The following is a 22,225-nucleotide window of genomic DNA, read 5'->3' on the forward strand; positions in this document are numbered from 1 at the left end:
AGAGTCGACCTCCGCATTACTTTCGCAATGCGGAATTTAATTTCTACTATCTGGAAGCAATGTAGGGGGGTGCGCGTGTGCCGTCAAGAGAGGCCAAGTGCCGGACAGGCGGGGTGCGGCAGGAGGACGATGGGGCGGTCCCGAGATGACACCGTGGGAGTGGGTGGGACCATGCCCGAGAGCGTGCCGGTGCGCTGTCCGGCCTGCCGGCGCGACCACGTCTACCGCGCGCCGTCCTATCCGTGCGCGTGCGGCGCCCCCACCGCCCCACGGCTGGACCCGGCCGCCGAACCGGCCGTGACGGCCCACCGTGCCTGGGACGACGAGTGGCTCACCGTGCCCTGCGCGGCCTGCGGACGCGGCAATCAGTGGCCCCACCCGGAACTGGGCTGCCCGTGCGGCACGGTCCTGCGCATCGCGGTGACGACGACGCCTTCGGCGGACAGCGGTGTCCCCCCGGCCGCGGCCGGCCCCGAGGCCCGTACCGCCCGCCCGCGCTTCAGGCCCCGCCCCATCCACACCGCCCGGGACGCCGTCACCGCCGCCGCGCTCTATCTGCGCTGGCTCGGCTATCGCGACATCCGCCGGGCCGACCAGCGGCCGCCGCAGGGCATCGGCCTCGCCGCGCCCGGGCTGCTCGCCCAGGTGGACCCGACCGTCCGCCCGGCGGCGCCACGCGACGTGGAGTGCCTGTGGCTGACGGCGATGACGGAGTCCACCGACTGCGTGTACTTCTCCCTGGCCGGCTACACGGACGACGCCCGCAGCAGGGCGGACCGCCTGCGCGTCCCCCTGTTCGTCCTGGACCCCTCAGGGACACCCCGACCGGTCAACACGCATGCGCATGCCGCGAGCAAGCGCACCATTGCTTAAGCAAGTCGGGCAAAGTCGACTGCGGTTCGGTCGCGCCCCAAAGGGGCGCGGGGCTGTACCTGATTTGCGGCTACCGCCGCGATGGGGGTACCTCCCTGCTCGAACGAAGTTGAGAGCTTGGGGGAGCGACCAGCCACGATGGAGCCGCAGACGACCCACTACACGTCGCGGCACTTCCAGCGGAGCGCTCAGCAGCGGTCAAGGAACGTCGGCGTACCCCTCCCGCAGTTCGATCTTGCGGACCTTTCCGCTCACCGTCATCGGGAAGGCCTCCAGAATCCGCAGCCGGGCCGGGACCTTGTAGTGCGCGAGCCGGCCCTCGCAGAAGGCGCGCACCTCCTCCAGGGTGGGCGGGGCGTCGGGGTCGCGCGGGATGACACAGGCGAGGACCTCCTCGCCGTACGTCTCGTGCGGCACCCCGACGACCTGGACGTCCTTGATCTTGGGGTGGGCGTAGAGGAACTCCTCGATCTCGCGCGGGTAGATGTTCTCGCCGCCCCGGATGATCATGTCCTTGATCCGGCCGACGATCTCGACATACCCGTCCTCCCGCATCACCGCCAGGTCCCCGGTGTGCATCCAGCGGCCCGCGTCGACCGCCTCGGCGGTTTTCCCGGGCTCGTTCCAGTAGCCGAGCATCACGCTGTAGCCGCGGGTGCACAGCTCCCCCGCCGTGCCCCGGGGCCGGGTGACCCCGGTGGCCGGGTCGACGACCTTGACCTCCAGGTGCGGCAGCACCCGGCCGACGGTGGCGGTGCGGTGCTCCAGGTCGTCGTCGACCCGGGTCTGGAGGGACACCGGCGAGGTCTCGGTCATGCCGTAGCAGATGGAGACCTCCGCCATGTGCATCTCGGCGACGACCCGTTTCATCACCTCCACCGGGCAGGGCGAGCCCGCCATGATGCCGGTGCGCAGGGTCGACAGGTCGTAGGAGGCGAAGTCGGGGAGGTTCAGCTCCGCGATGAACATCGTCGGCACGCCGTACAGGGACGTACAGCGCTCCCGCTGCACCGCCTCAAGGGTGGCCGCCGGCTCGAAGGAGGGGGCCGGGATGACCACGCAGGCGCCGTGCGAGGTGGCCGCCAGATTGCCCATCACCATGCCGAAGCAGTGGTAGAAGGGGACGGGCACGCAGATCCGGTCCTGCTCCGTGTAGGAGACCAGCTCCCCCACGAAGTAGCCGTTGTTGAGGATGTTGTGGTGGGACAGGGTGGCGCCCTTGGGGAAGCCGGTGGTCCCCGAGGTGTACTGGATGTTGATGGGGTCGTCGCAGGACAGTTCCGGGTACGGGGCGTCGCCGGTCCCCCGCCTCAGCAGCGCCTCCCAGCTCGGGTCGCCGATGTACACGACCTCGCGCAGCTCGGGGCACCGGCCCCGCACCTCCTGCACCATCGCCCGGTAGTCGCTGGTCTTGTGGCTGAGGGAGGCGAACAGCAGGGAGATCCCCGCCTGTTTCAGGACGTACTCGACCTCGTGGGTGCGGTAGGCCGGGTTGATGTTCACCATGATCGCGCCGATGCGGGCGGTGGCGTACTGCACCAGCACCCACTCCGGGCAGTTGACCGCCCAGATGCCCACCCGGTCGCCCTTGCCGACTCCGCTCGCGGCCAGCGCCTGCGCCAACTCCTCGACGGCCGCACCGAATTCGGCGTACGTCCAGCGCCGCCCCGAGGGGACGTCGACCAGCGCCTCACGGTCCGGCCAGGTGGCCACGGCCCGGTCCAGGTTGGCGCCGATGGTGTCGCCGAGCAGGGCGGTGGAACCGGTTCCGTGCGTGTACGACAGCTCAGCGGTCACCGGAAGTCCTCCTCGCGGTACTCGTTCGCGGAGCCCTCGGCCGTGGCCTCGCGCAGCTCGATGCGGCGGATCTTGCCGGAGACGGTCTTGGGCAGGGCGCCGAACTCCAGCCGGCGGATGCGCTTGTAGGGGGCGAGCACCTGGCGGGAGTGCTCGAAGAGGACCTTCGCGGTGTCCGGGCCGGGCTCGTAGCCCTCGGCGAGGACGACGTACGCCTTCGGCACCGCGAGCCGCAGCTCGTCCGGCGCGGGCACGACGGCCGCCTCGGCGACCGCCGCGTGCTCCAGCAGCGCGCTCTCCAGCTCGAACGGGCTGATCTTGTAGTCGGAGGCCTTGAAGACGTCGTCCGCGCGGCCGACGTAGGTCAGATAGCCGTCCGCGTCGCGGGCGGCGATGTCGCCGGTGCGGTAGTAGCCGCCGGCCATCGCCTCCGCCGTACGGTCCGGGTCGCCGTGGTAGCCGGTCATCAGGCCGACCGGGCGCTCGGACAGGTCGAGGGCGAGCTCGCCCTCGGTGGCGCCGGGCGCGCCGGAGACCGGGTCGAGGAGTTCGACGCGGTAGCCGGGGCTCGGCCGGCCCATGGAACCGGTCTTGAGCAGCTGTCCGGGGCTGTTGGAGACCTGCACGGCGGTCTCGGTCTGCCCGAAGCCGTCCCGGATGGTGACGCCCCAGGCCCGCCGGACCTGCTCGATCACCTCGGGGTTCAGCGGTTCCCCGGCGGCGACGACCTCCCGGGGCGGGGTGCGCAGCTGGGCGAGGTCGGCCTGGATCAGCATCCGCCACACCGTCGGCGGAGCGCAGAAGGAGGTCACCTTGTGCCGGTCCATCTCGGCCATCAGCCGGCCCGCGTCGAAGCGCGTGTAGTTGTGGATGAAGACGGTCGCCTCGGCGTTCCACGGCGCGAACAGGTTGGACCAGGCGTGCTTGGCCCAGCCGGGCGAGGAGATGTTCAGGTGGACGTCGCCGGGTTTCAGGCCGATCCAGTACATGGTCGCCAGATGCCCGATGGGGTACGAGGTGTGGGTGTGCTCGACCAGCTTGGGGCGGGCGGTCGTACCGGAGGTGAAGTAGAGCATCAGCGGGTCGTCGGCCAGGGTCGGGCCGTCGGGCGCGAACGCGGCGGGCGCGGTGTACGCGTCCTCGTACGCCTCCCAGCCCTGCGCCGGGCCTCCGACACTGATCCGTGTGTAGCGGCCGGGCACCTCGGCGAACTTGGCGGTGTCCTCGGCCCGTACGATCACGTGCCTGACCCGGCCCCGGTCGACGCGGTCGCGCAGGTCGGCCGGGCCGAGCAGCGGGGTGGCCGGGATGACGACCGCGCGCAGCTTCATCGCGGCCAGCGCGGTCTCCCACAGCTCGGCCTGGTTGCCGAGCATGACCAGGACGCGGTCCTCGGCGCGGACACCCCGGGCGCGCAGGTGGTTCGCGACCCGGTTCGAGCGTTCGGCCAGCTCCGCGAAGGACAGCTTGGTCTCGCCGCCGTCTTCCTCGACGATGTGCAGCGCGGTCCGGTCGTTGCCGGCGGCGATCGCGTCGAACCAGTCCAGCGCCCAGTTGAAGTGCGCGGGCCGCGGCCAGGTGAAGCCCGCGTAGGCGGTGGCATAGTCCTCGCGGTGTTCCAACAGGAAGTCCCGGGCGGCACGGAACGCCTCAGTCACCGTCGTCATCGCACAACTCCTTGCTGTTCCGGACCATTGCCGGGCGGCTCTCTGGCATCGTCTAATCCGTGATGCAGGTCTCACTACCCCCGAACGGGGGTGTGGACGACCGAAAGGGCGAACCAGGTGACAGCAGACGTGGCGGGGGCAGTGGAGATCAGCGGCGCGCTTGCCCGGCTGCGACGGGCGACCGGGCTCCCGGTCGCCTTCGGCGGACTGCTGGAGCCCGGCCGGCCGCAGATCCGGATCAGCGAGCTGAGCGGCACGCGCACGTCCTCGCTGCGCGCGCTCGCGGTGACCTCCGGCAACGGGCTCGGCGGCAAGGCGGTGGCACTGGCCCGGCCGTGCGCGGTGACGGACTACTCGGTCTCGCGGGAGATCAGCCACGAGTACGACGTCCAGGTGGCGGCGGAGGGCATCCGCTCGGTGCTCGCGGTGCCGGTGGTGGTGCGGCGCCGGGTGCGGGGGGTGCTGTACGGCGCGCTGCGCTCGGTCCAGCCGCTCGGCGACCGCACGCTGGGCGCGGCCATGGCCGTCGCCCGGGACGTGGAGCAGACGCTGGTGGTGCGGGACGAGGCGCGGGAACTGCTGGCGTCGGCGCGGCCGGAGCCGGCCGTAGCCGACCGGGGCGCGGCCTGGGAGCAGGTGCGCGAGGCGCACGCGGCGCTGCGCTCGCTCGCGCCCCGGATCGCGGACCCGGAGCTGCGGGCGGAACTGCTGGCCGCGTGTGGGCTGCTGACCGCGCCCCGCCCGACGGCCGGTGCGAGTCTGGCGCCGCGTGAACTCGACGTGCTGTCCTGGGTGGCGGCCGGAGCCACCAACGCCGCGGTGGCCGACCGGCTGGGTCTGCGGCCGGAGACGGTCAAGGGCTATCTGCGTTCGGCGATGCGGAAGCTGGGCGCCCACACCCGAGGGGAGGCGGTGACCGCGGCCCGCAGGGCGGGGCTGCTGCCGTAGCCGCTCCGGGCCGGCCGCGACAGCAGTCAAGAAACCTGCCTATTCAAGCGGGCACGCCTTGTATTTTCCCGTGCCTGTCCTTCTGTTATTTCCCTCACCATGGCGCCCGTCTGAATTTCAGGGATCGTTGCCTAGAATTTGGCCAGAACACGACACACGAGGGGAGCGGTGACCGTGCGACGGGACTTCCAGGAGCCTGCCAGGTGCCGCCCCGACCTGGTCATCGGCCGCGAGGAGCTGTTCACCGGCGCCCGGGACCAGCTCGCCTCGGGCGGCAGTGTGCTGCTCCACGGTCCCGCCGGAATAGGGAAATCGACGGTGCTGCGGGCATTGGCCGAGGAATACGGCGCCGCCGCGCACACCGTGCTGCGCTGCTCGGCCACCGAGTCGGAATCCCACCTTCCCTTCCTGGCGCTCGCGGACCTCCTCGGTCTGGTCCTCGACGAGGTCTCCCCGCGGCTGCCCGCCGCCCAGCGCACCGCCCTGGAGTCGGCGCTCACCGGCCGCGGCGAGTCCAGCCTCCAGCGCGACGGGCTCGCGCTGCGCCTCGCCGTGCTCTCCGCGCTGCGCGCGCTGGCCGAGCGGGGCGGTGTCCTCGTCGTCGCCGACGACCTGCAGTGGCTGGACCCGGCCAGCGCCGAACTGCTCGGTTTCGCCGCCCGGCGCCTGGAGGGCACCCCGGTGCAGCTGCTGTGCGCGGTGCGCACCGAGGGCACCGAGAGCCAGGAGTACGACCGGCACCTGCGCGCCTGCCCGCCGGGCACCCTCGCGGTCCGGCTCGGCGCGCTGACCCGCACCCAGGTCGCCCAGTTGCTCGACCACCGCGGCCACGGTGGCCTGCCCCGCTCCACGGTCCGCGAGATCCACCGCACCTCCGCCGGCAACCCGCTGTTCGCCCTGGAGCTCGGCCGCGCCCTCGCCGAGAGCCCCACCCCGCCCCGGCCGGGCGAGCCGCTGCCGGTGCCGACCAGCCTGCGCGCCCTGGTGCTCAGCCGCCTGGACATGCTGTCCGTCGAGGCCCGCCGCACCCTGCTGGTGGCCAGCGCCGGCGCCAGACCCACCCCGGCGCTGCTGCACGCGGCCGGCCGGACCAACGCCGAGGCCGAGTGTGCCCAGGCCGCCGAACTCGGGCTGCTGGCCACCGAGTCCGACGCCCCCGCCGTACGGTTCGCTCATCCGCTGATCTCCGCCGCGCTGTACGCCGAGGCGCCCGCCCCCGAGCGGCGCGCCGCGCACGCGGCGCTCTCCACGGCCGCCTCCGACCCGATCGAGCGGGCCCGGCATCTGGCCCTGGCGAGCACCGGCGCCGATCCGGAGGTGGCCGCCCGGCTCGCCGAGGCCGCCGCCCTGGCCCGGGACCGGGGCGCCCCCTCGGTCGCGGCCCAGCTGGGACTGCTCGCCGCCCGGCACACCCCGGCCGACGGCACACCGAGCCAGGGGGAGCGCCGGCTGCAGGCCGCCGAGGACGCCATCACCGCGGGCGAGCTGGACCTGGCCCGGGACATCGCCCGGGAGGTGCTGAGCAGGACGGCGGTGCCGGCCGACCGGGTGCGGGCCTGGATGATCGTGATCGACAGCGCCGGGCACACCATGGCCGAGGTGGACGCCGTCTTCCCGCAGGCCCTCGCGGACGCCGGTGACGATCCCCGGCTGCTGGCCCTGGTCCACTACCAGCTGGCCTGGCGAGCACTCATCGTGTCGGGCGACTTCACCGAGGCCCGGCAGGCCGCCGCGCACGCCGCCGAGCTGGCCGCGCGCGGCGGCGAGCGGCGCACCGAACTGCTCTCGCTCGCCTTCCAGGCGCAGACCGAGACCCTGATGGGCCATCCGGAGGCGCCCCGCACCATCAAGCGGGCCCTGAAGGAGCCTCAGGACCCCCGGGTGGCCTGGCATCACAACGGGGCGCTCAGCGCCCGGTTCCGCTGGCTGGTCATGGGCGACCAGCTGACGGAGGCGAGAGCGACGGTCACCGGGCTGCTGCGCGAGGTGCGCCGGCGCGGCTCGGTGGAGAGCGAGGTGCACTTCCTGCGCGGCCTCGCCGAGACCGAACTGCGCGCCGGGCACTGCGGGCGCGCCCTGGAGCTGGCCCGCGACAGCCTGCGGCTCGCCCGGGACTCGGGGATCGGCGAGACCGCCTCGGCGATGCTGACCTCGCTCGCGGAGGCCTCCGGCGGTGACGTGGTCCGGGCCCTGGCACTGGCCCAGGAGGCGGTGCAGCACGCCGAGGAGGACGGCGACCAGATGTATCTCTCCCGGGCCCTGGGCGCCCTCGGGTACGCCCAGCTGGTGGCCGGGGACCCGGCGGGCACGGTGCGCTCGCTGCGCCGGGTGCGCCGGCTGGAGCTGGGGCTCGGCATCACCGACCCGGCGCGCGGCCGCTGGCAGGGCGATCTGGCCGAGGCGCTGGTCCGGATCGGTGAACCGGCGGAGGCGCAGGACGTCATCGACGTGAGCCGGGAGCACGCGCTGCGGCTGGGCCGGGAGAGCGTCCTCGCCGTGCTCGACCGGTCCGAGGCGCTGGTGCGGGCCGCGCAGGGCGAGCTGGAGGCGGCGGTGGCCCAGCTGACGTCCGCTCAGGACCGGCTCGGCAAGCTCGGCTACGGACTGGAAGAGGCACGGGCCGCGTTCGCGCTGGCCCGGCTGCGCGGCAGACGGCCCGGATCACCGGCGTACGACGAGGCCACCCGGATGTTCCGCCGCTGCCGGGCACTGCCCTGGCTGCGCCAGGTGGACGAGGCCCTCACCGCCCCCGAGCGGGAGCCGGTGCCGGCCGCGGCGGACGCCCTGGACGCGCTCGCTGTGCTGGCCGCGATGGAGCGTCAGGTCGCGGCGCTGGTCATGGAGGGCGCCACCAACCGGGAGATCGCCGCCCGGCTGTTCATCAGCGTCAAGACGGTGGAGGCGACCCTGACCCGGGTCTACCGCAAACTGGGGATCCGATCGCGGGTGGACATCGTCCGATTGGCGGCGGCTCGCCGCGCGAAGTGACAGCGCGGCCGGTTAACTGAACCGGACCGAGGGTTTTCCCTCACCCGCCCCCCTAGGGGGTTCCCTCATTGGGAGCCGAGGGTTCCGGGTCCTAGCGTAAGGGGCGTGCCGCTCGCCCGGGCACACGGGGGTCGGTCCCTCCCCCGAGCTCTCGACTTCGCTCGACCAGGGGGGACCCCCACCCTCGTGCACACCCCCCACGCCCGTGCGAACCCCCCACCGGTGCAACCCCCTGAGGAGCCACATGTTCGGCCTCACACGTGCCAGACGGACCGCCGCGACGCTGGTGGCCTGTGCCGCCGCCGCGGCGACCGCGGTCATCGCCTCCCCCACGGCGAGCGCGGCCCCGCAGCCCATCGTCGGCGGTACGACCACCACGACGACGGCGTACCCGTTCGTCATGCAGATCACGGATGCCTCCGGCAGCCAGTTCTGCGGCGGCACCCTGGTGGCCGCCACGAAGGTCGTGACGGCCGCGCACTGCATGGTCGGCGAGTCGGCCGGCAGCGTCCGGGTGGTCGGCGGCCGGACCTATCTGAACGGCACCGACGGCACGGTGGGCAAGGTCAGCAAGATCTGGGTGAACCCGAAGTACACGGACGCCACCAGCGGCAACGACGTGGCGGTGCTGACCCTGTCGACGGCGATGCCGTACACGCCGGCGAAGTACGTCTCCGCCTCGGACACCGGGGTGTACGCGGCCGGCGCCACGGCCCGCATCCTGGGCTGGGGCACCACCTCGGAGAACGGCGGCTCCTCCAACCAGCTGCGGACCGCGACCGTCCCGGTCGTGGCCGACGCCGGCTGCAAGAGCTCCTACGGTTCGGACTTCGTCCAGTCCGACATGGTCTGCGCCGGATACACGTCCGGTGGCGTTGACACCTGCCAGGGCGACAGCGGCGGTCCCCTGCTCATCGGGGGCGTCCTGGCAGGGATCACTTCCTGGGGCGAGGGGTGCGCGGAGGCCGGTTACCCGGGTGTCTACACCCGGCTGACCACCTTCTCGGACCTGGTGACCACGCAGGTCACCTCGTGACCGGGAAAGAGAACACCTGAGCATCCCTCAGGTAGATGCCAGGGGGGCGTTGCGGGCCACCACGAGCGGCCCGCAACGCCCCCCTCTCCACGTCGTACGGTGGCTGAGCCGCCGGGGGGCCGCTCAGCGCCGTACGACGGAGCCGAACCGGACGTCGTACGGCGTCCCCGGGCGCAGCACCGCCGCCATCCGGGCGCCCTCGGCGCTTATGTCCTCCCGCTGGGCCTTCGTCAGGTCCCCGAAGGGCTCGACGACGAGGGTGTCGCCTCGAAGCTTCCACAGCCCGGCCAGGAATCCGTCCACCAGGAGGGTGCGGAAGGCCTGGTTGCCCCGCGCGGTGCGGCCCCGGTGCTCCGGCGGTACGACGCGGGTGCGGTCGGCGTGGGAGAGCAGCAGGTTGTCGTACTCGGGCAGGAAACGGGGCGGGGCCGGGGTGTCCGCATCGGGGCGCGGTGCCTCGGGCAGGTCGAACAGCTCGACCCCGTTCGGGTCCCGGAAGGTGAGCAGGTCCGGGCGCAGCCGCTCGAAGGCGGGGCGCAGCCGGGTGAGTCCGGCCCAGGTCTGCATGTCCTTCACCGAGGCCGGGCCGAAGGCGGCCAGATAGCGCCGCACGACCGTGTCCGGGTCGGCGGCGGGCCCGGCGGGGCGGCCCAGCCAGTGCTCGGCGGTGGTGAGGGCCACCTGCCCGCCGCGGCCCCACAGCCCGCGCGGGGTGACCTGGACCAGGGGCAGCGTGCAGCGGGCGGCGATCGCGAGGGCGCGCGGCTCGGCGCCGGGCCACTCGGCGCCGAGGGCCGCGCGCAGCTGGGCCATGGTCCGTGGTTCGGCCTCGACCAGTTCGCGGGCGAGCGCGGCCAGCCGGCCGAGGTCGACTCCGGCGAGCCCCGCGCGGAAGACGCCCAGTTCCCGGTCCCGGGCGGGCTGGACGAACGGCCCGAGGGCGAGGCAGTCCTCGGCGGTGTGGGTGTGCAGCGTGGAGCGCAGCGTGACGATGCGGGCGACCGCGCGCCGGGCCATGAGCCCGGACAGCTCCTCGGGCGCGCATCCGTCGAGGCGGGCGGCGAGCGCGTAGTACGGGGGCTCGGTGTTCTGCGCCTGGAGTCCGACCAGATGACGCACCGCGTCCCGGGCGGACAGCGCCGAGCGGCGCAGCAGAAGCTGCCGGGCCAGGGTCGCGCGGTTCAGCGCGCGGATGCTGAGGACAGGGGCGCCGCTCTTCGTCATGCCCGCACGCTAGCCCGGCATGAGGACAGATTGTGTCCTACTTCGGCCGGGTGCGGCGCGGGTCACGACGTGCGGTCGCACACCGACTGGAGCCAGGTCAGGCCGTGGGTCTGGCGCAGGGAGTCGAGGTTCTTCAGCAGGGCGTCGAGGTGGTCGGGGTGGGCGAGGTACTCGATCGTCGCCTCGGCGAAGGCGTCGCGCACCGAGGGCGGCATCGCGTCGGAGCCGTCGAAGCAGTGCACCGCGCGGTCGTCGAGGAGGGTCGTGGCGAGGGCGTGATGCCAGGCGGTGCCGCCGGCGCCGGGGGCCGGCTGCGCCTCGGGGCTGACCGAGAAGCTGAACTCCCGGGTGCTCCAGGCCCGTTGGGCGTCGGCCGAGGCGAGGTAGCGGATCAGGGTCCGGGCCGGTGAGGTGTCGTGCAGCAGGGCGACCAGGTCGCCGGAGACCAGCCAGGCGTCGTCGGCCCTCGCCCCCGGGATCAGCCGGGCGGAGGGCACGTACCGGCCGTCCACCCGCTTCCAGGCGTCCTGGTTGCGGATGAACGACGCCTGGTGCTCCAGTGTGCAGCCGCGCGGGGTCCGGGTGACCGGCTCGGACGCGTCCTGGTACGGCGTCTTCAGCGCCCGGCGCACCAGGGCCGGGTCGCCTCCCGCGCCCACCATGCGGCCCCAGGTCGTCCAGGCCTCCTTCACCTCCCTGGACTGCCAGGGCAGTTCACCGCGCGCCCAACGCTGGTAGACGTCCGGGCCGGACCGCTGGAGCAGGATGTCCTCGATCCAGTCGGTGCCGGGCCAGCCGCTGGTCGCCCCGGAGCCCATGCCGAGGCACCACTGCCCGGGTCGAGTCGCGGCCGCGGCCAGTTGCTGTGCGCTGGTGCCGGCCGGGTACCAGACGAGGCTCTTCAGGTCGGCCTTGAACGGGAACCAGTACACGTGCCCGTCCAGCGGTGTGGTCCAGGACGCGCCGAACCCGGAGCGGGGCAGCAGATCGTCGACCTGTTTCAGCTGCCCCTGCCGGGCGTAGGCCGCGAGTTCGCCGGGCCCGGTCAGCACCACCACGTCGGGCGGGGTCCCGGCCTCGACATCGGCGCCGAGCACCTCGCTCTCGGCGGAGCTGCCCTGGTAGTCGACGTGGATGTGGTGCCTGCGCTCGAACGGCTTCAGCACCGCGTCCCGGAAGTCCTGCTCGTCGGTGCCGGTCCAGTTGGCCAGCAGGGTGACGGTCGGCTCCTGCCGGAGGGTGCGCACCCCGGCGACGAGGGCGGCGGCCAGCAGGATCAGGCAGCCGGCCAGCACGGTGACGGTACGGGTGCGGACGCGGATGCGGGGCCGACTGCGGCGCGGGGCGGGCGCGGCCTGCGCGGGGCCGCCGGTCGGGGCGCTCACCGGGGCCTGAACCGGTAGTCGTCGATGTGCCGCCGCAGTCCGGTCTCGGCGAGGGCCATGAGCAGGATGCCTCCGATCAGGATCCACACCGCGGCCGACGCGCGGAAGCCGGTGTGGGCGAGGTACGAGGCGGTGTTCCGCCCCGCGTCGGTGATGAGCGGCCCGGTCAGCGGGCGGTCGAGCAGCGTGCGGGTGCGCGCCATGCCCCGGTGCGTCCACACCGTGAACAGCAGCGCGGTGACCACCCAGGCCGTGAGGAGGGTGCCCGCCGCGAGCAGGGCGCGGTTGTACCGGCGGCGGAAGCGGCGGCGCAGGAAGAGCTGGGTCTCCAGCAGGGCCGCGGCGAGGGCGACGGCGAGCAGCAGCGTCACGGTCCAGCCGCACCACAGCCACGCCCCGAACGAGCTCTGACCGTGCACCGCGGCCCGCGCTTCAGCCCGCAGGCCGGTCAGCCGGGCCTGGATCCCGGAGCCCTGGTCGGTCAGCACGCTGGTGGCGTAGCTGAGGTAGGCCTCACGCAACACGCTGTCCGCGGGCTGCAGTTGGGCCTGCTGGACCTTGACGGCGTACACCGTGATCAGCCCGGCGACGGTCTGCAGCGCCTGCCGGCCCGCCGGCCCGCCGACACCGTCCCCGGCGGCGGCCGCGAGACTCTGCGCGGCCACCGAGATCTGCTTCTGGAAGTCACTGGTCGGCGCCGCCGCCCCGGCGTCCCGCTGCGCCTGGTCCAGTGCGTACAGCGCGGTGTCGATGGACAGCACGGCCGGCGCGCTGGAGGTACGCAGCGGGTCGGCGTCGCCGTGCACCCCTTCGTACGACAGGAACAGGGACAGCGTCAGCAGTGCCGACAGGACCAGCAGCAGACGGTGGCGTACGGAGAGGTCGTGGGCGGTGGTACTGGCGCCGGGACCGGCCCCGGCGGGCGGACGCCGGCCGGGGCGGAGGGGGTGGAGCGGGCGGGCGCTACGGTCCAGGGGTCCCTGGGGGCGGAGCGGGCGGGCGGGGGCGGACGCGCGGAGGTGGCCGGCGCGGTGCGGACCGGTCCGCGGGTCGGCGGCCGGGGTGCCGGGGGCAGGGGTGTCGGGGGCCGGTGTGCCGTGCGGGTCCGTCGCGCGCGTGGTGGGCGGCGGACCGGAGGCCGGAGTGCCGTAGGGTCCGCCGGGGCGTGGGGCGGTGGGGTCGGGGGTCATGTGGGTGATCCCCTCAGGGGGCGGCCGCAGTCGCCTCCGCAGTAGAGCGAGTCGGCCGGGCCGAGCCAGCCGCACTCGGGGCACTCGACCAGGCCGCCGGGGTCGGGGCCGCCCTCCTGCGCCGGATCGGCGCCGGGCGGGGTCGCGGGTGGCGGGCCGGAGGCGGGCGGCTGGGGCGGGGTGGTCATGGCGCTGGAGAGGATCAGGTGCTGCCAGTCGACGTCCTTCAGACCGGCACGCACCCGTCCCGTGCCGCGTCCGTCGCTCCCGCCCTTCCCGGCGCCGCCCCCGCTCTCCCCCTTGTCCTCGATGCGCCGCAGCGCGCCGAGGAGTTGGGCGTCGTCCAGCTCGCCGGCCAGGGCCAGCGCCCGGGTCAGCGCGCGGTCCGCCGCCGCCCGGCCGTCGGCGCCGCGCAGCCAGGCCCGGTAGGCCTCGGCGACGGCGGCGCTCGCCTGCTGGTACAGCTCGTGCCGGCGCACCCCGGGATGCCGCCGGGAGGCGTCGAGCGGGTTGTCGGTCCAGCGCACCAGGATCGGCCGCGGCGGGGGCAGCCGTACCGGGCGGCCGAAGTCGGGTACGACGACCTCGACGGCGGCCAGCTGCAGGTCCTCGCCGGTCTCCCGGCCGGTCGGGTCGGCGCTCAGCACGACCTGGAAGTGCCGTACCTCGTCGCCCCAGGCCCGGGTGACGTACTCGATGCCGCGCCCGGCGGAACCGGCCCGGACGGCGGTCAGTTCCTGCTCGCCGGGCACCACCTGGGTGACACGGCGGATCACCGTGCCGGGGGTGGGGGTGAGTCTGATGCGCAGCTCGGGCACCGCGGTACCGAACAGACCCTGCATCAACTCCTCGTAGGCGGCGGTCAGTTCGGACTCGTCGCGGACCGCTCCGGCGCGGCCGTGCAGCCGCCGGGTGATACGCAGCAGCAGTTCGGCGTCCCAGTCGTCGCCGATGCCCCAGGCATCGCAGACGAACCGGCCCTCGCAGGCGTCCAGGGCGGTCTGGAGGGTCATGTCGGCCCGGTGGTCGTGCTCGTTGCGTCCGTCGGTGAGCAGCAGGACGTGCTTGACGGGGGCGGACTGCTGCTTCAGCAGCCTCCGGGCCAGGTCGAGCCACATGCCGATGGCGGTGCCGCCGTCCGCGTCCAGGATCCGTACGGCCCGCTCGGCGGCGTCCCGTTCGGCGGGCCCGGCGACGGCCATCGGCGCGCCGCCGGGGCCGGGGTGGACCACGGTGGCGTCGAACCGCCCGGAGAGCACGGCGAAGGCGGTGCCCTCGGGCAGCAGCCGGACCGCGGCGACGGTGGCGTCCTTCGCGGCGTGCAGCTTGGCGGCGGGATGGAGCATGGAGCGGGAGGTGTCGACGATCAGCACCTCGGCGAGCGCGGGCCCCGCGGCCCCGCCGGGGGCGGTGGCGGCGAGTCCCGGGCCGCCGTGGCTGCGGACGCCGATCTCCAGGATGGCGTGCATCTCCCGGCCGGCCCCTCCCGCCGGGGGCGGCGCGACGGGCAGTTCCTTCTGCTGGCCGACCGCGAGGGTCACCTCGATCTGCCGGGCCCCGGTCATCGTCGTCCCCCAGGTCGTCACGGGCGTTGCACGGACAGTCGGTCGTCAGAAGGTGGTCATCGGCCGGACCGCGTGGGCCAGGTCGAGCAGCCGGCCGTGTTCGGCGGCGGTGCGGGCCTGTGCGGCCAGTTGCCGGAAGGAGTGCTCCAGCAGACCCCGCAGGCTGTCCTCGTCTCCGGGCCCGAGCAGGTCCCCGGCCGGGAACTCCGGTCCCCAGCCCGGACCTGGCCGGCCGTGCAGGGCGTTCTCGCGGACCTCGGCGGCCAGCCGGGCCCGGGACTCGCCGTCGGCGGCGCCGCCGTCCAGGCGCAGCTCGGGCAGCCGCCGGGCCGCGTCGCGCAGGTCGGCCGGTGCGGGCGGGCGCCCGTGCAGCAGGCCGGCGCGGACGCGTACGGCGGCGATCCGGGCGGCGTCGTGATGGCGGGAGGTGGCGGGGACGTCGTCCAGGACGCGTACGGCCGCGTCCCGGTCGCCGCCGGCCAGATGGCCCCGGGCCAGCCCGAACGCGGCGGCGGTGTGCGCGAAGTCCCGCTTCCACACGGCCTCGTAGAACCGCATGGCGCGGGCGTACGCGGCGTCGGGGTCTCCCCCGCTGCCGGCCGCCTGCTCGGCGCAGTAGCCGAGGGCCAGCTTGGGGACGTACTCGCCGGGCAGGGCCCGGTGGACGGTGTCGAAGTGGGCGCCGGCCTGGGGGACTTCGCCCTTGCTGAGGTGGAGGACGCCGCGGTGCCAGGCGATCCGCCAGTCGTGGGCGGCGGCCCGTTCGCCGAGCTGGGTCTCGGCCTCGGCGAGCCAGCCGACGGCCTGCTGCTGTTCGCCGCGTCGGAGGTAGGCGCGGCACAGCCACAGCGCGGTCTCGGGGGTGCCGAGGCGGGACTCGCGGGGCCACTGCCGGGCGACCCGGTCGGGGGCGTCGGGCGGGAAGGTGTCCAGCAGCAGGGCGGCGCCGTCGGCGGGGTCGGGGACCGGTTCCGGCAGGGCGCCGGCGACCTCGGCGGCGGACGGCGGGGAGACGTCGAGGCCGAGCGGCCGCTCGCCGGGCCGGCGGGTCCAGTGGTCCAGGCCCGGGATCGCGCCGAGGCCGGCATCGAGGCTGGCGCCGGTGGCACGGAACCGGGTGGAGCTCTCCGGCAGCTGCTCGCCGAACTGCAGCGAGCGGAACTCCCGCAGCACTTCCCACAGTTGGCGGGACATCTCGGCCGCCGTACGGAACCGGGCGGCGGGCTCGGCGTGGGTGGCGCGGTCGACGATCCGGCGGAAGGAGTCGGGGGCGAGCCCGCGGGCCGGTTCGGTGCCGCGGGCCAGGGCCTGGAGGGTCATGCCGACCGTGTAGAGGTCGCTGTCGACGTGCCAGCCGCGCCGGTCGATCTCCTGCTTCGGCGGGGCGAACGTGGCCGTGTAGACGTAGGCGGAGGTGCGGTCGCCGATCGCGCGGACCGCGCCGAGGTCGATGACCTTCACCGCCCGGCCGAAGTGGATGACGTTGGCGGGCTTCATGTCGCAGTACAGCAGCCCGCGTTCGTGCATGTACTGAAGGGCGCCGAGGATCTTGCAGCCGTAGGTGAGGACGTGGTCGAGGCGGGGGCGGCCGTGGAAGATCCGCTCGGCGTCGTCGGCGTCGAAGAGCTGCTGCAGGGAGCGGCCGCCGATGTAGTCCATGACGAGGTAGCCGGTGGGGGTGCGCCCGGGGGCGCGGTGGTCGGCGTAGGTGATGATGCGGACGATGTCCGGGTGGTGCAGATCGGTCAGGGAGCGGCGCTCCTCGACGGCGCCCAGGCGGGCGAGGGCGTCGTGGACGTTGATCTGGCCCTTGAGGACGACCCGGTGGCCGTCGGCGCGGGTGTCCTCGGCGAGATGGATCCAGCCGAGGCCGCCGCGGGCGAGGCAGCCGAGGACGCGGTAGTGATCCGCGACCACGTCGCCCTTGTCCAGCTGCGGCAGGAACGAGTACTCCGTACCGCAGCGCGGGCACCGGCCGGTGGCGCGGGTGGGCTGCCCTCCGTAACCGATCCCGACGGTCATGGTGCAGCCGTTCGCCCCGCAGCGGCGGCCGCCCGTCGGCGGGCGCGGATCGGCCACCAGCACGTGATCGGGAACGGGTACCTCGGGGAGTACGACGAGCCCGTGCTGATCGAGTTCCCCGACCCCGGCGACGGCGTGCACGGCCGGCGGCCCGGGGCTCTCCTCACCCCCGGTCCCGCCGGCGGGGACCGACGGGTCGGCCCGCGGCGCCCGCACGGCCGGCACGGCACGCGGCTCGATGTGCCGGTGCCCACAGGTGTCGCAGTAACCGGTCGCCATGATGTGGCCCGCACACCCGGGCCGGATGCATGAGGTCACGACGGGCTCTCCTCTCCTGGGCGGGGGCTACGGGGTGATGGCGCCGGGTGTCCGGGGGCGGGGTGACCGCGGGCCGGTGTTCGGTGGGGTGGGGGTGGAGTGGTGCTTGGGGGGTCTGGGGGCGGAGTCGGGTGATCCAGGGCCCGGGGCGGGTGATCCGGGGGTGCCGGGTGATCCGGGGGTGCCGGGTGATCCGGGGGTGCCGGGCGTCCGGGGGCCTGGTGGCCGGCTTCCCTGCCCCGGTTTTCGGGGGGCGAGGCGGCCGGCGTCGTACCCCTGTCCTCCGCTGTCCCGGCCGGGTTCCCGGATGTCGGTGCCGTGCCCGAGCAGAAGGTGATGAAGCGGTTGACGGCCGCCTCGGCTCGTTCGAGGTCGCAGGGGGTGTGCCGGAGGAGGGCCAGCGCGTGTTCGTAGAGCTGGTACGCCTCCATGATCCGGTCGCCGGGCGAGGGCGGGCCGGTACGGCCCGGGTCTCCAGGCGCTTCCCGGCCCGGCGCCTCCGACGAGCCGTACGGCATCGGCTCCCCCGGCCGGCCCGGCGCCTCCGCCGCCCGCTGTCGGCACAGGGGCCACTCCGCGCTGACCCGGCCGAGGAGTTCCTCGCGGCGGTGCAGGCGGGTGTCGAGCAGGCCGATCGCCTGCTCCAGACGCTGCCGGCGGCGGTCGGCGGCCTGTTCGAAGGTGAACAGCAGGCCGGCGCGGGCGGGTTCGCGTTCGCGTTCCGGGGTGTGGGCGACCCAGGCGCGCAGCATCCGGGTGCGCCGTACCCCGCCCTCGGCCTGTTCGACCAGCTGCCGGGAGCCGGGGCCGGGCAGCACCCGGTCCCGCAGCCGATCCAGGGCCGGGCCCAACTCCTCGACGATCCGGTCCAGTTCGGCGTGCAGCCGGACCCAGCGGTCGTACAGCGGCCGGCCCACGAGCAGCTCGGCCGCCTGGTCGGCGCGTTCCCCCTGGCGGCGGAAGACCAGCAGCAGCCGGGCGCCCTGGCGGGCGAGCCGGTCCAGCAGGCCGAGCAGCGCACCGGGTTCGGCGGCCTCGTCGACGCCGACCAGCACGGCGGCGAGCGGGACGCGCAGCGCGCCGAGCCGTTCGGGCCGGGGGTCGTCGCCGATGCCCAGGCGGGCGGCGACGCGGTCCATGACGTCGGCCGCGGTGAGCTCCTTGACGTCCAGCGCGAGATCGTGCGCGCCGGCCGGGGGCACGGTCTCGGGCGGGTCGTGGCTGAAGACACTGGCGTTGCGGTCGGTGCGCAGCTCCCGGTCGGCGAGTGTGACGGCCCGGTTCAGGGTCCAGGCGCGGTCGCTGCGGTCGGGGACGACGGTGACGAGGACCGGCCAGCCCTCGCCCCGGAACCAGGAGGCGAGTTCGGTGGCGAACCGCACGTCGAGCGCGCCGGACGCGGCCCGGGCACCGGTGCGCAGCCGGGGGTCGACGGCCTCGGCGCCGTCGGTCCAGGCGGCGACCTGCGGCAGATGGCTGAGGATGGTCTCGGTGGGGCTCATGTAGCTGAAGGCGGAGGGGGTTCCCTCGTCCACGCTGAGCACGATGCCGATGACCCGGCCGGTCGCGTGGTCGACCACGGGGCCGCCGCTGAAGCCGGGAGCGGCCAGTTCGCCGGGGCTCAGCGGGCGCAACTGCACCTGGCTGTCCCGGCCACGGGCGGCTTCCAGCGTGGCACCGTGCCAGCGGCCGCCGTCGTCGCCGTCCGGGAAGCCGTACATGCTCACCTCGCCGTACGGCACGGCGAGTCGGTGGAGCCGGGTGGCATGGCCGTCGGGCAGGGGCCGGTCCAGGCGCAGCAGGGCCAGGTCGCCGCTGCTGCTGCCGAGGCTGTCCTCGCGCTGCGGCACATGCTCGTCCGCGTGGACGGTGGCGGGTACGGGGTCCAGGCCGCGCACTGCGACCAGGCGGACGGTGTAACGGCGGCCGGGAGCCACGACATGGGCGGCGGTGAGCACCCGGTCGCGGGCGAGCAGCACCCCCGCACCGAGCACCCGCCCGTCCGGCGCCTCGATGCGGGCGATCCAGGACGGCATCCGTAACCGCGTTGTGACGGCTCGCTCCCCCGTGCGCGTCATGGCCACCAAGTTACTCCGCGTACCGGCCCGGTACTACTGGTGTGCACGGGGGCGTTGCCGAGACGCGGGAACCGGGACGTACAAGGGACGACTGCTGTACCCGCACACCGCCGGGAGCGGCCTCGACACCGGTGCCGCCCGCGAACCGAACGGCAGCGGGCTCCGTAACGGTGCTGCCCATGGCAGGAGCCGACTCGGCGCGAGCGCCACCCACGAGCCGCGAGGGCGGGCTCGGCACGGGCGCCCCCAGCCCGCACCGCGAACCGGTGACCCCACCCGCGAAACGGCGGCACCGAACGTCCTGCCGGTGCCGGTCACGACGGGAGCCGGCTCCGTGCCGGTGCCCCGCACAGCCGGCCGGCGGGTGCGCCTCAGTGCTGGGCGTGGAGTGCTTCGAGTACCTGGGCGTCGGTGAGTTGCTCGAAGTCCTCGTACCACTGGCCCACGGCGGCGAAGCCGGCCGGCCGGTACGGGCACACGACCGTGTCGGCCTCGGCCGCGAGCCGGTCCAGTGAGTCGGGGGCGCCGACGGGTACGGCGAGCACGAGGTGTGCGGGCCGGCGGCGCCGGACGTGGCGCAGGGCCGCGCGGGCGGTGGCCCCGGTGGCCAGCCCGTCGTCGACCACGATCACCGTACGCCCGGCCGGGTCCGGGGGCGGACGGTCGCCGCGGTAGCGCTCCTCGCGGCGGCGCAGCTCCTGCCGCTCACGCTCGACCGCCGGCGCCATCGACTCCTCGGTCAGGCCGAGCATGTCGAGGGTGCCGGCGTCGAAGAGGGGCGGGTCGTCCGCGGCGAGCGCGCCGACGGCGAACTCCTGATGGTGCGGGGCGCCGATCTTGCGGACGACCAGCACGTCGAGCGGGGCGTCGAGGGCCCGGGCCACCGGTTCGGCGACGGCGATGCCGCCCCGCGGCAGCGCGAGCACGAGCGGATCGGCGAGCCCCTCCCGTTCGCACAGGTCGACCAGCAGTCCGGCCAGTGCCCGCCCGGCCTCGGCACGGTCCCGGTAACGCATGGCTGGTCCTCCTCCACGGAGCCCCTCCTTCCATGGTGCTCCTCCGGCCGACACCACCGGAGGCATGCACACACCAGATCTATACACTGCGTGTATAGTCCAGGCATGTCTCTGTGGACCGGCAAGATCCCGAACCCGAAGCGTGCGCCGAGGAAGATGCGCGAGACCACCCGAAGGTTGCGTCCGGCCGCGCTCGCCTCCGCCGCCGTATGCCTCGCGCTCACGCTCTCCGGCTGCGCCCAGGTCGACACGACCGCACCGAGCACCGCACGGGCCGCGGCGGCGAAGGGGACACCGGCGACATTCGGGACCGTCGACTGCCGCAAGGCCACGTGCATCGCGCTCACCTTCGACGCGGGGCCCAGCGAGAACTCGGCGCGACTGCTCGACATCCTCAAGGAGAAGAAGGTCCCGGCCACCTTCTTCCTGCTCGGCAAGAACCACATCGAGAAGTACCCCGAGCTGGTCAAGCGGATGGCGGCCGAGGGCCACGAGGTGGCGAGCCACACCTGGGACCACAAGATCCTGACGAAGATCTCGGACGCGCAGATACGCGACGAGCTCAAGCGACCCGACGACGCGATCGAGCGGCTCACCGGGCACCGGCCCACGCTGATGCGCCCGCCGCAGGGCCGTACGGACTCCGACGTGCACAGGATCGCCAAGGAGGAGGGCCTGGCGGAGGTGCTGTGGAGCGTGACGGCCAAGGACTACACGACCAACGACTCGGCGCTCATCAAGAAGCGGGTCCTGGAGCAGTCGTCCCGGGACGGGATCATCCTGCTGCACGACATCTACCCCGGCACCGTGCCCGCCGTGCCCGGCATCATCGACGCGCTGAAGGAGCGCGGCTACGTCTTCGTGACGGTGCCTCAGCTGCTGGCGCCCGGCAAGGCGGAACCGGGCAAGGTGTACCGTCCCTGACGCCCGCCACGGGCCCCTACGATCATGCCGTGCCGACCTTCTCCTTCACCCGCACGGCCCCGCTCCCGCTCGACGAGGCGTGGCGCCGGCTCACCGAGTGGCCCCGCCACGCCGACGCGGTCCCGCTGACCCGGATCAGGGTGCTCACGCCCCCGCCGACCCAGGTGGGCACACGCTTCGTGGCCCGCTCCGGCATCGGCCCGCTGGCCTTCGACGACGTCATGGAGGTCACGCTCTGGTGCCCGCCCGCCGACGGGGAGGCAGGCCTGTGCCGCCTGGAGAAGCGGGGCCGTACGGTCCTGGGCTGGGCCGAGATCGAGGTCCGGCCGGGGCCCGGGGGCCGTACCCGGGTGGTGTGGCGGGAGGAGTTGCGGGTGCGGTGGCTGCCGCGTGGCTTCGACGGCGTGCTGGAGCGAACGGCGCGGGTGATGTTCGGGCGCGCGGTGAACCATCTGCTTCGGCGGGCGTGAGCACCCCGGAGGGGCGCGGGGACATGCAGCGCTACGCGGGGACACGCATCGCTAGTCCTTGCGCCCCGTCACCGCCACCGTCACCCCCAGCCCGATCATGGTCAGCCCGCCGGCCCCGCCCACGGCGGACAGCCTGCGCGGTGAGCGGGCGAACCAGTCGCGCGCGGCGGAGGCGGCCAGCCCCCAGACGCTGTCGGAGGCCAGCGCGATGGCGTTGAAGACGAGCCCGAGCAGCAGCATCTGCGCGGGGACGTGCCCCTGCCCGCGGTCCACGAACTGCGGCAGCGCCGCGCCGAAGAAGACCGTCGTCTTGGGGTTGGCCACACCGACCGTGAAACCTTCCCGGAAGGTGCGCACAGCACCGTGCCCGGGACCGCTCGTCTCCGCGAACGCGGCCCGCAATGAGCCGCGTTGCCGCCAGGCGCGCACGCCGAGATACACGAGGTAGGCGGCGCCCGCGAGCTTCAGCGCGGTGAAGACGAGCAGCGAGCGCTCCACGATCGAGCCGATGCCGAGCGCGACGACCGCGACGAGCACGTACGCGCCGAGCGTGTTTCCGGCGACGGTGATCAGCGCGGCCCGGCGGCCGTGGGCCAGGGCGCGGCCCACCACGAACAGCACGCTGGGGCCGGGCACCACGATGAGGAGGAGGGACAGCAGCGCGAAGGCCGTCAGCCGGTCGGAGGACACCATGCCTTCATGCAAACCGGGCCCGGCATCGCCC

16 protein-coding genes are annotated in these 22,225 nt (G+C 74.1%); 6 read left to right on the top strand and 10 right to left on the bottom strand.

Features of this window, described 5'->3' with window-relative positions:
• The first annotated feature begins 171 nt into the window (after nt 1-171).
• Entirely contained in the window at nt 172-873 is a 702-nt protein-coding gene (locus O1G22_RS09255) for a hypothetical protein (RefSeq protein WP_270080891.1), read from the top strand.
• A gap of 198 nt (nt 874-1,071) precedes the next feature.
• Here O1G22_RS09255 and O1G22_RS09260 read toward each other — a convergent pair whose 3' ends face one another.
• A complete protein-coding gene (locus O1G22_RS09260) occupies nt 1,072-2,670 on the bottom strand; it encodes an AMP-binding protein (protein WP_270080892.1) in 1,599 nt (532 codons plus the stop codon).
• A complete protein-coding gene (locus O1G22_RS09265) occupies nt 2,667-4,337 on the bottom strand; it encodes an AMP-binding protein (RefSeq protein WP_270080893.1) in 1,671 nt (556 codons plus the stop codon). The genes O1G22_RS09260 and O1G22_RS09265 overlap by 4 nt, the downstream gene beginning before the upstream one ends.
• Before the next feature lie 117 nt (nt 4,338-4,454).
• Here O1G22_RS09265 and O1G22_RS09270 point away from each other — a divergent pair, with 117 nt between their 5' ends.
• The 3 genes from O1G22_RS09270 to O1G22_RS09280 all read left to right on the top strand — a co-directional run bounded on the left by O1G22_RS09270 (nt 4,455) and on the right by O1G22_RS09280 (nt 9,309).
• Nucleotides 4,455-5,285 carry a helix-turn-helix transcriptional regulator gene (locus tag O1G22_RS09270; protein ID WP_270080894.1) on the top strand — a complete coding sequence of 277 codons (831 nt, stop codon included), beginning with the start codon at nt 4,455-4,457 and terminating at the stop codon, nt 5,283-5,285.
• A 168-nt stretch (nt 5,286-5,453) separates the two neighbouring features.
• Complete coding sequence (locus O1G22_RS09275) at nt 5,454-8,273, top strand: ATP-binding protein (RefSeq protein WP_270080895.1); 2,820 nt, start codon at nt 5,454-5,456, stop codon at nt 8,271-8,273.
• Between the two features lie 244 nt (nt 8,274-8,517).
• The gene (locus O1G22_RS09280) at nt 8,518-9,309 is read left to right on the top strand and encodes a S1 family peptidase (protein ID WP_270080896.1); all 792 of its coding nucleotides are present in this window, start codon (nt 8,518-8,520) and stop codon (nt 9,307-9,309) included.
• Nucleotides 9,310-9,432: 123 nt separating this feature from the next.
• On the opposite strand, the gene O1G22_RS09285 is transcribed toward O1G22_RS09280, so the two are convergent.
• The 7 genes from O1G22_RS09285 to O1G22_RS09315 all read right to left on the bottom strand — a co-directional run bounded on the left by O1G22_RS09285 (nt 9,433) and on the right by O1G22_RS09315 (nt 20,107).
• Entirely contained in the window at nt 9,433-10,533 is a 1,101-nt protein-coding gene (locus O1G22_RS09285; RefSeq protein WP_270080897.1) for a winged helix DNA-binding domain-containing protein, read from the bottom strand.
• Between the two features lie 62 nt (nt 10,534-10,595).
• Nucleotides 10,596-11,918, bottom strand: a complete 1,323-nt coding sequence (locus tag O1G22_RS09290; protein WP_270080898.1) for an ABC transporter substrate-binding protein — start codon at nt 11,916-11,918, stop codon at nt 10,596-10,598.
• Nucleotides 11,915-13,108: a hypothetical protein gene (locus O1G22_RS09295; protein ID WP_270080899.1), complete on the bottom strand. Its 1,194-nt coding sequence runs from the start codon at nt 13,106-13,108 to the stop codon at nt 11,915-11,917. Before O1G22_RS09295 ends, O1G22_RS09290 begins: the two co-directional genes overlap by 4 nt.
• The gene (locus O1G22_RS09300; RefSeq protein WP_270080900.1) at nt 13,105-14,673 is read right to left on the bottom strand and encodes a VWA domain-containing protein; all 1,569 of its coding nucleotides are present in this window, start codon (nt 14,671-14,673) and stop codon (nt 13,105-13,107) included. Before O1G22_RS09300 ends, O1G22_RS09295 begins: the two co-directional genes overlap by 4 nt.
• 45 nt (nt 14,674-14,718) lie before the next feature.
• The gene (locus O1G22_RS09305; protein ID WP_270080901.1) at nt 14,719-17,013 is read right to left on the bottom strand and encodes a serine/threonine-protein kinase; all 2,295 of its coding nucleotides are present in this window, start codon (nt 17,011-17,013) and stop codon (nt 14,719-14,721) included.
• Nucleotides 17,010-19,049 carry a trypsin-like peptidase domain-containing protein gene (locus O1G22_RS09310; RefSeq protein WP_270080902.1) on the bottom strand — a complete coding sequence of 680 codons (2,040 nt, stop codon included), beginning with the start codon at nt 19,047-19,049 and terminating at the stop codon, nt 17,010-17,012. Before O1G22_RS09310 ends, O1G22_RS09305 begins: the two co-directional genes overlap by 4 nt.
• A gap of 413 nt (nt 19,050-19,462) precedes the next feature.
• Complete coding sequence (locus O1G22_RS09315) at nt 19,463-20,107, bottom strand: phosphoribosyltransferase (protein ID WP_270080903.1); 645 nt, start codon at nt 20,105-20,107, stop codon at nt 19,463-19,465.
• A 156-nt stretch (nt 20,108-20,263) separates the two neighbouring features.
• Between O1G22_RS09315 and O1G22_RS09320 the strand changes: the two genes are divergently transcribed.
• The gene (locus O1G22_RS09320; protein WP_270086378.1) at nt 20,264-21,031 is read left to right on the top strand and encodes a polysaccharide deacetylase family protein; all 768 of its coding nucleotides are present in this window, start codon (nt 20,264-20,266) and stop codon (nt 21,029-21,031) included.
• Nucleotides 21,032-21,060: 29 nt separating this feature from the next.
• Entirely contained in the window at nt 21,061-21,501 is a 441-nt protein-coding gene (locus O1G22_RS09325) for an SRPBCC family protein (RefSeq protein WP_225095712.1), read from the top strand.
• A gap of 51 nt (nt 21,502-21,552) precedes the next feature.
• Here O1G22_RS09325 and O1G22_RS09330 read toward each other — a convergent pair whose 3' ends face one another.
• On the bottom strand, nt 21,553-22,194 hold the full coding sequence (locus O1G22_RS09330) for a LysE family translocator (protein WP_270080904.1): 642 nt from the start codon (nt 22,192-22,194) through the stop codon (nt 21,553-21,555).
• Nucleotides 22,195-22,225 lie beyond the last annotated feature (31 nt).

Source organism: Streptomyces camelliae, from assembly GCF_027625935.1.
Taxonomy (GTDB): Bacteria; Actinomycetota; Actinomycetes; order Streptomycetales; family Streptomycetaceae; genus Streptomyces; species Streptomyces camelliae.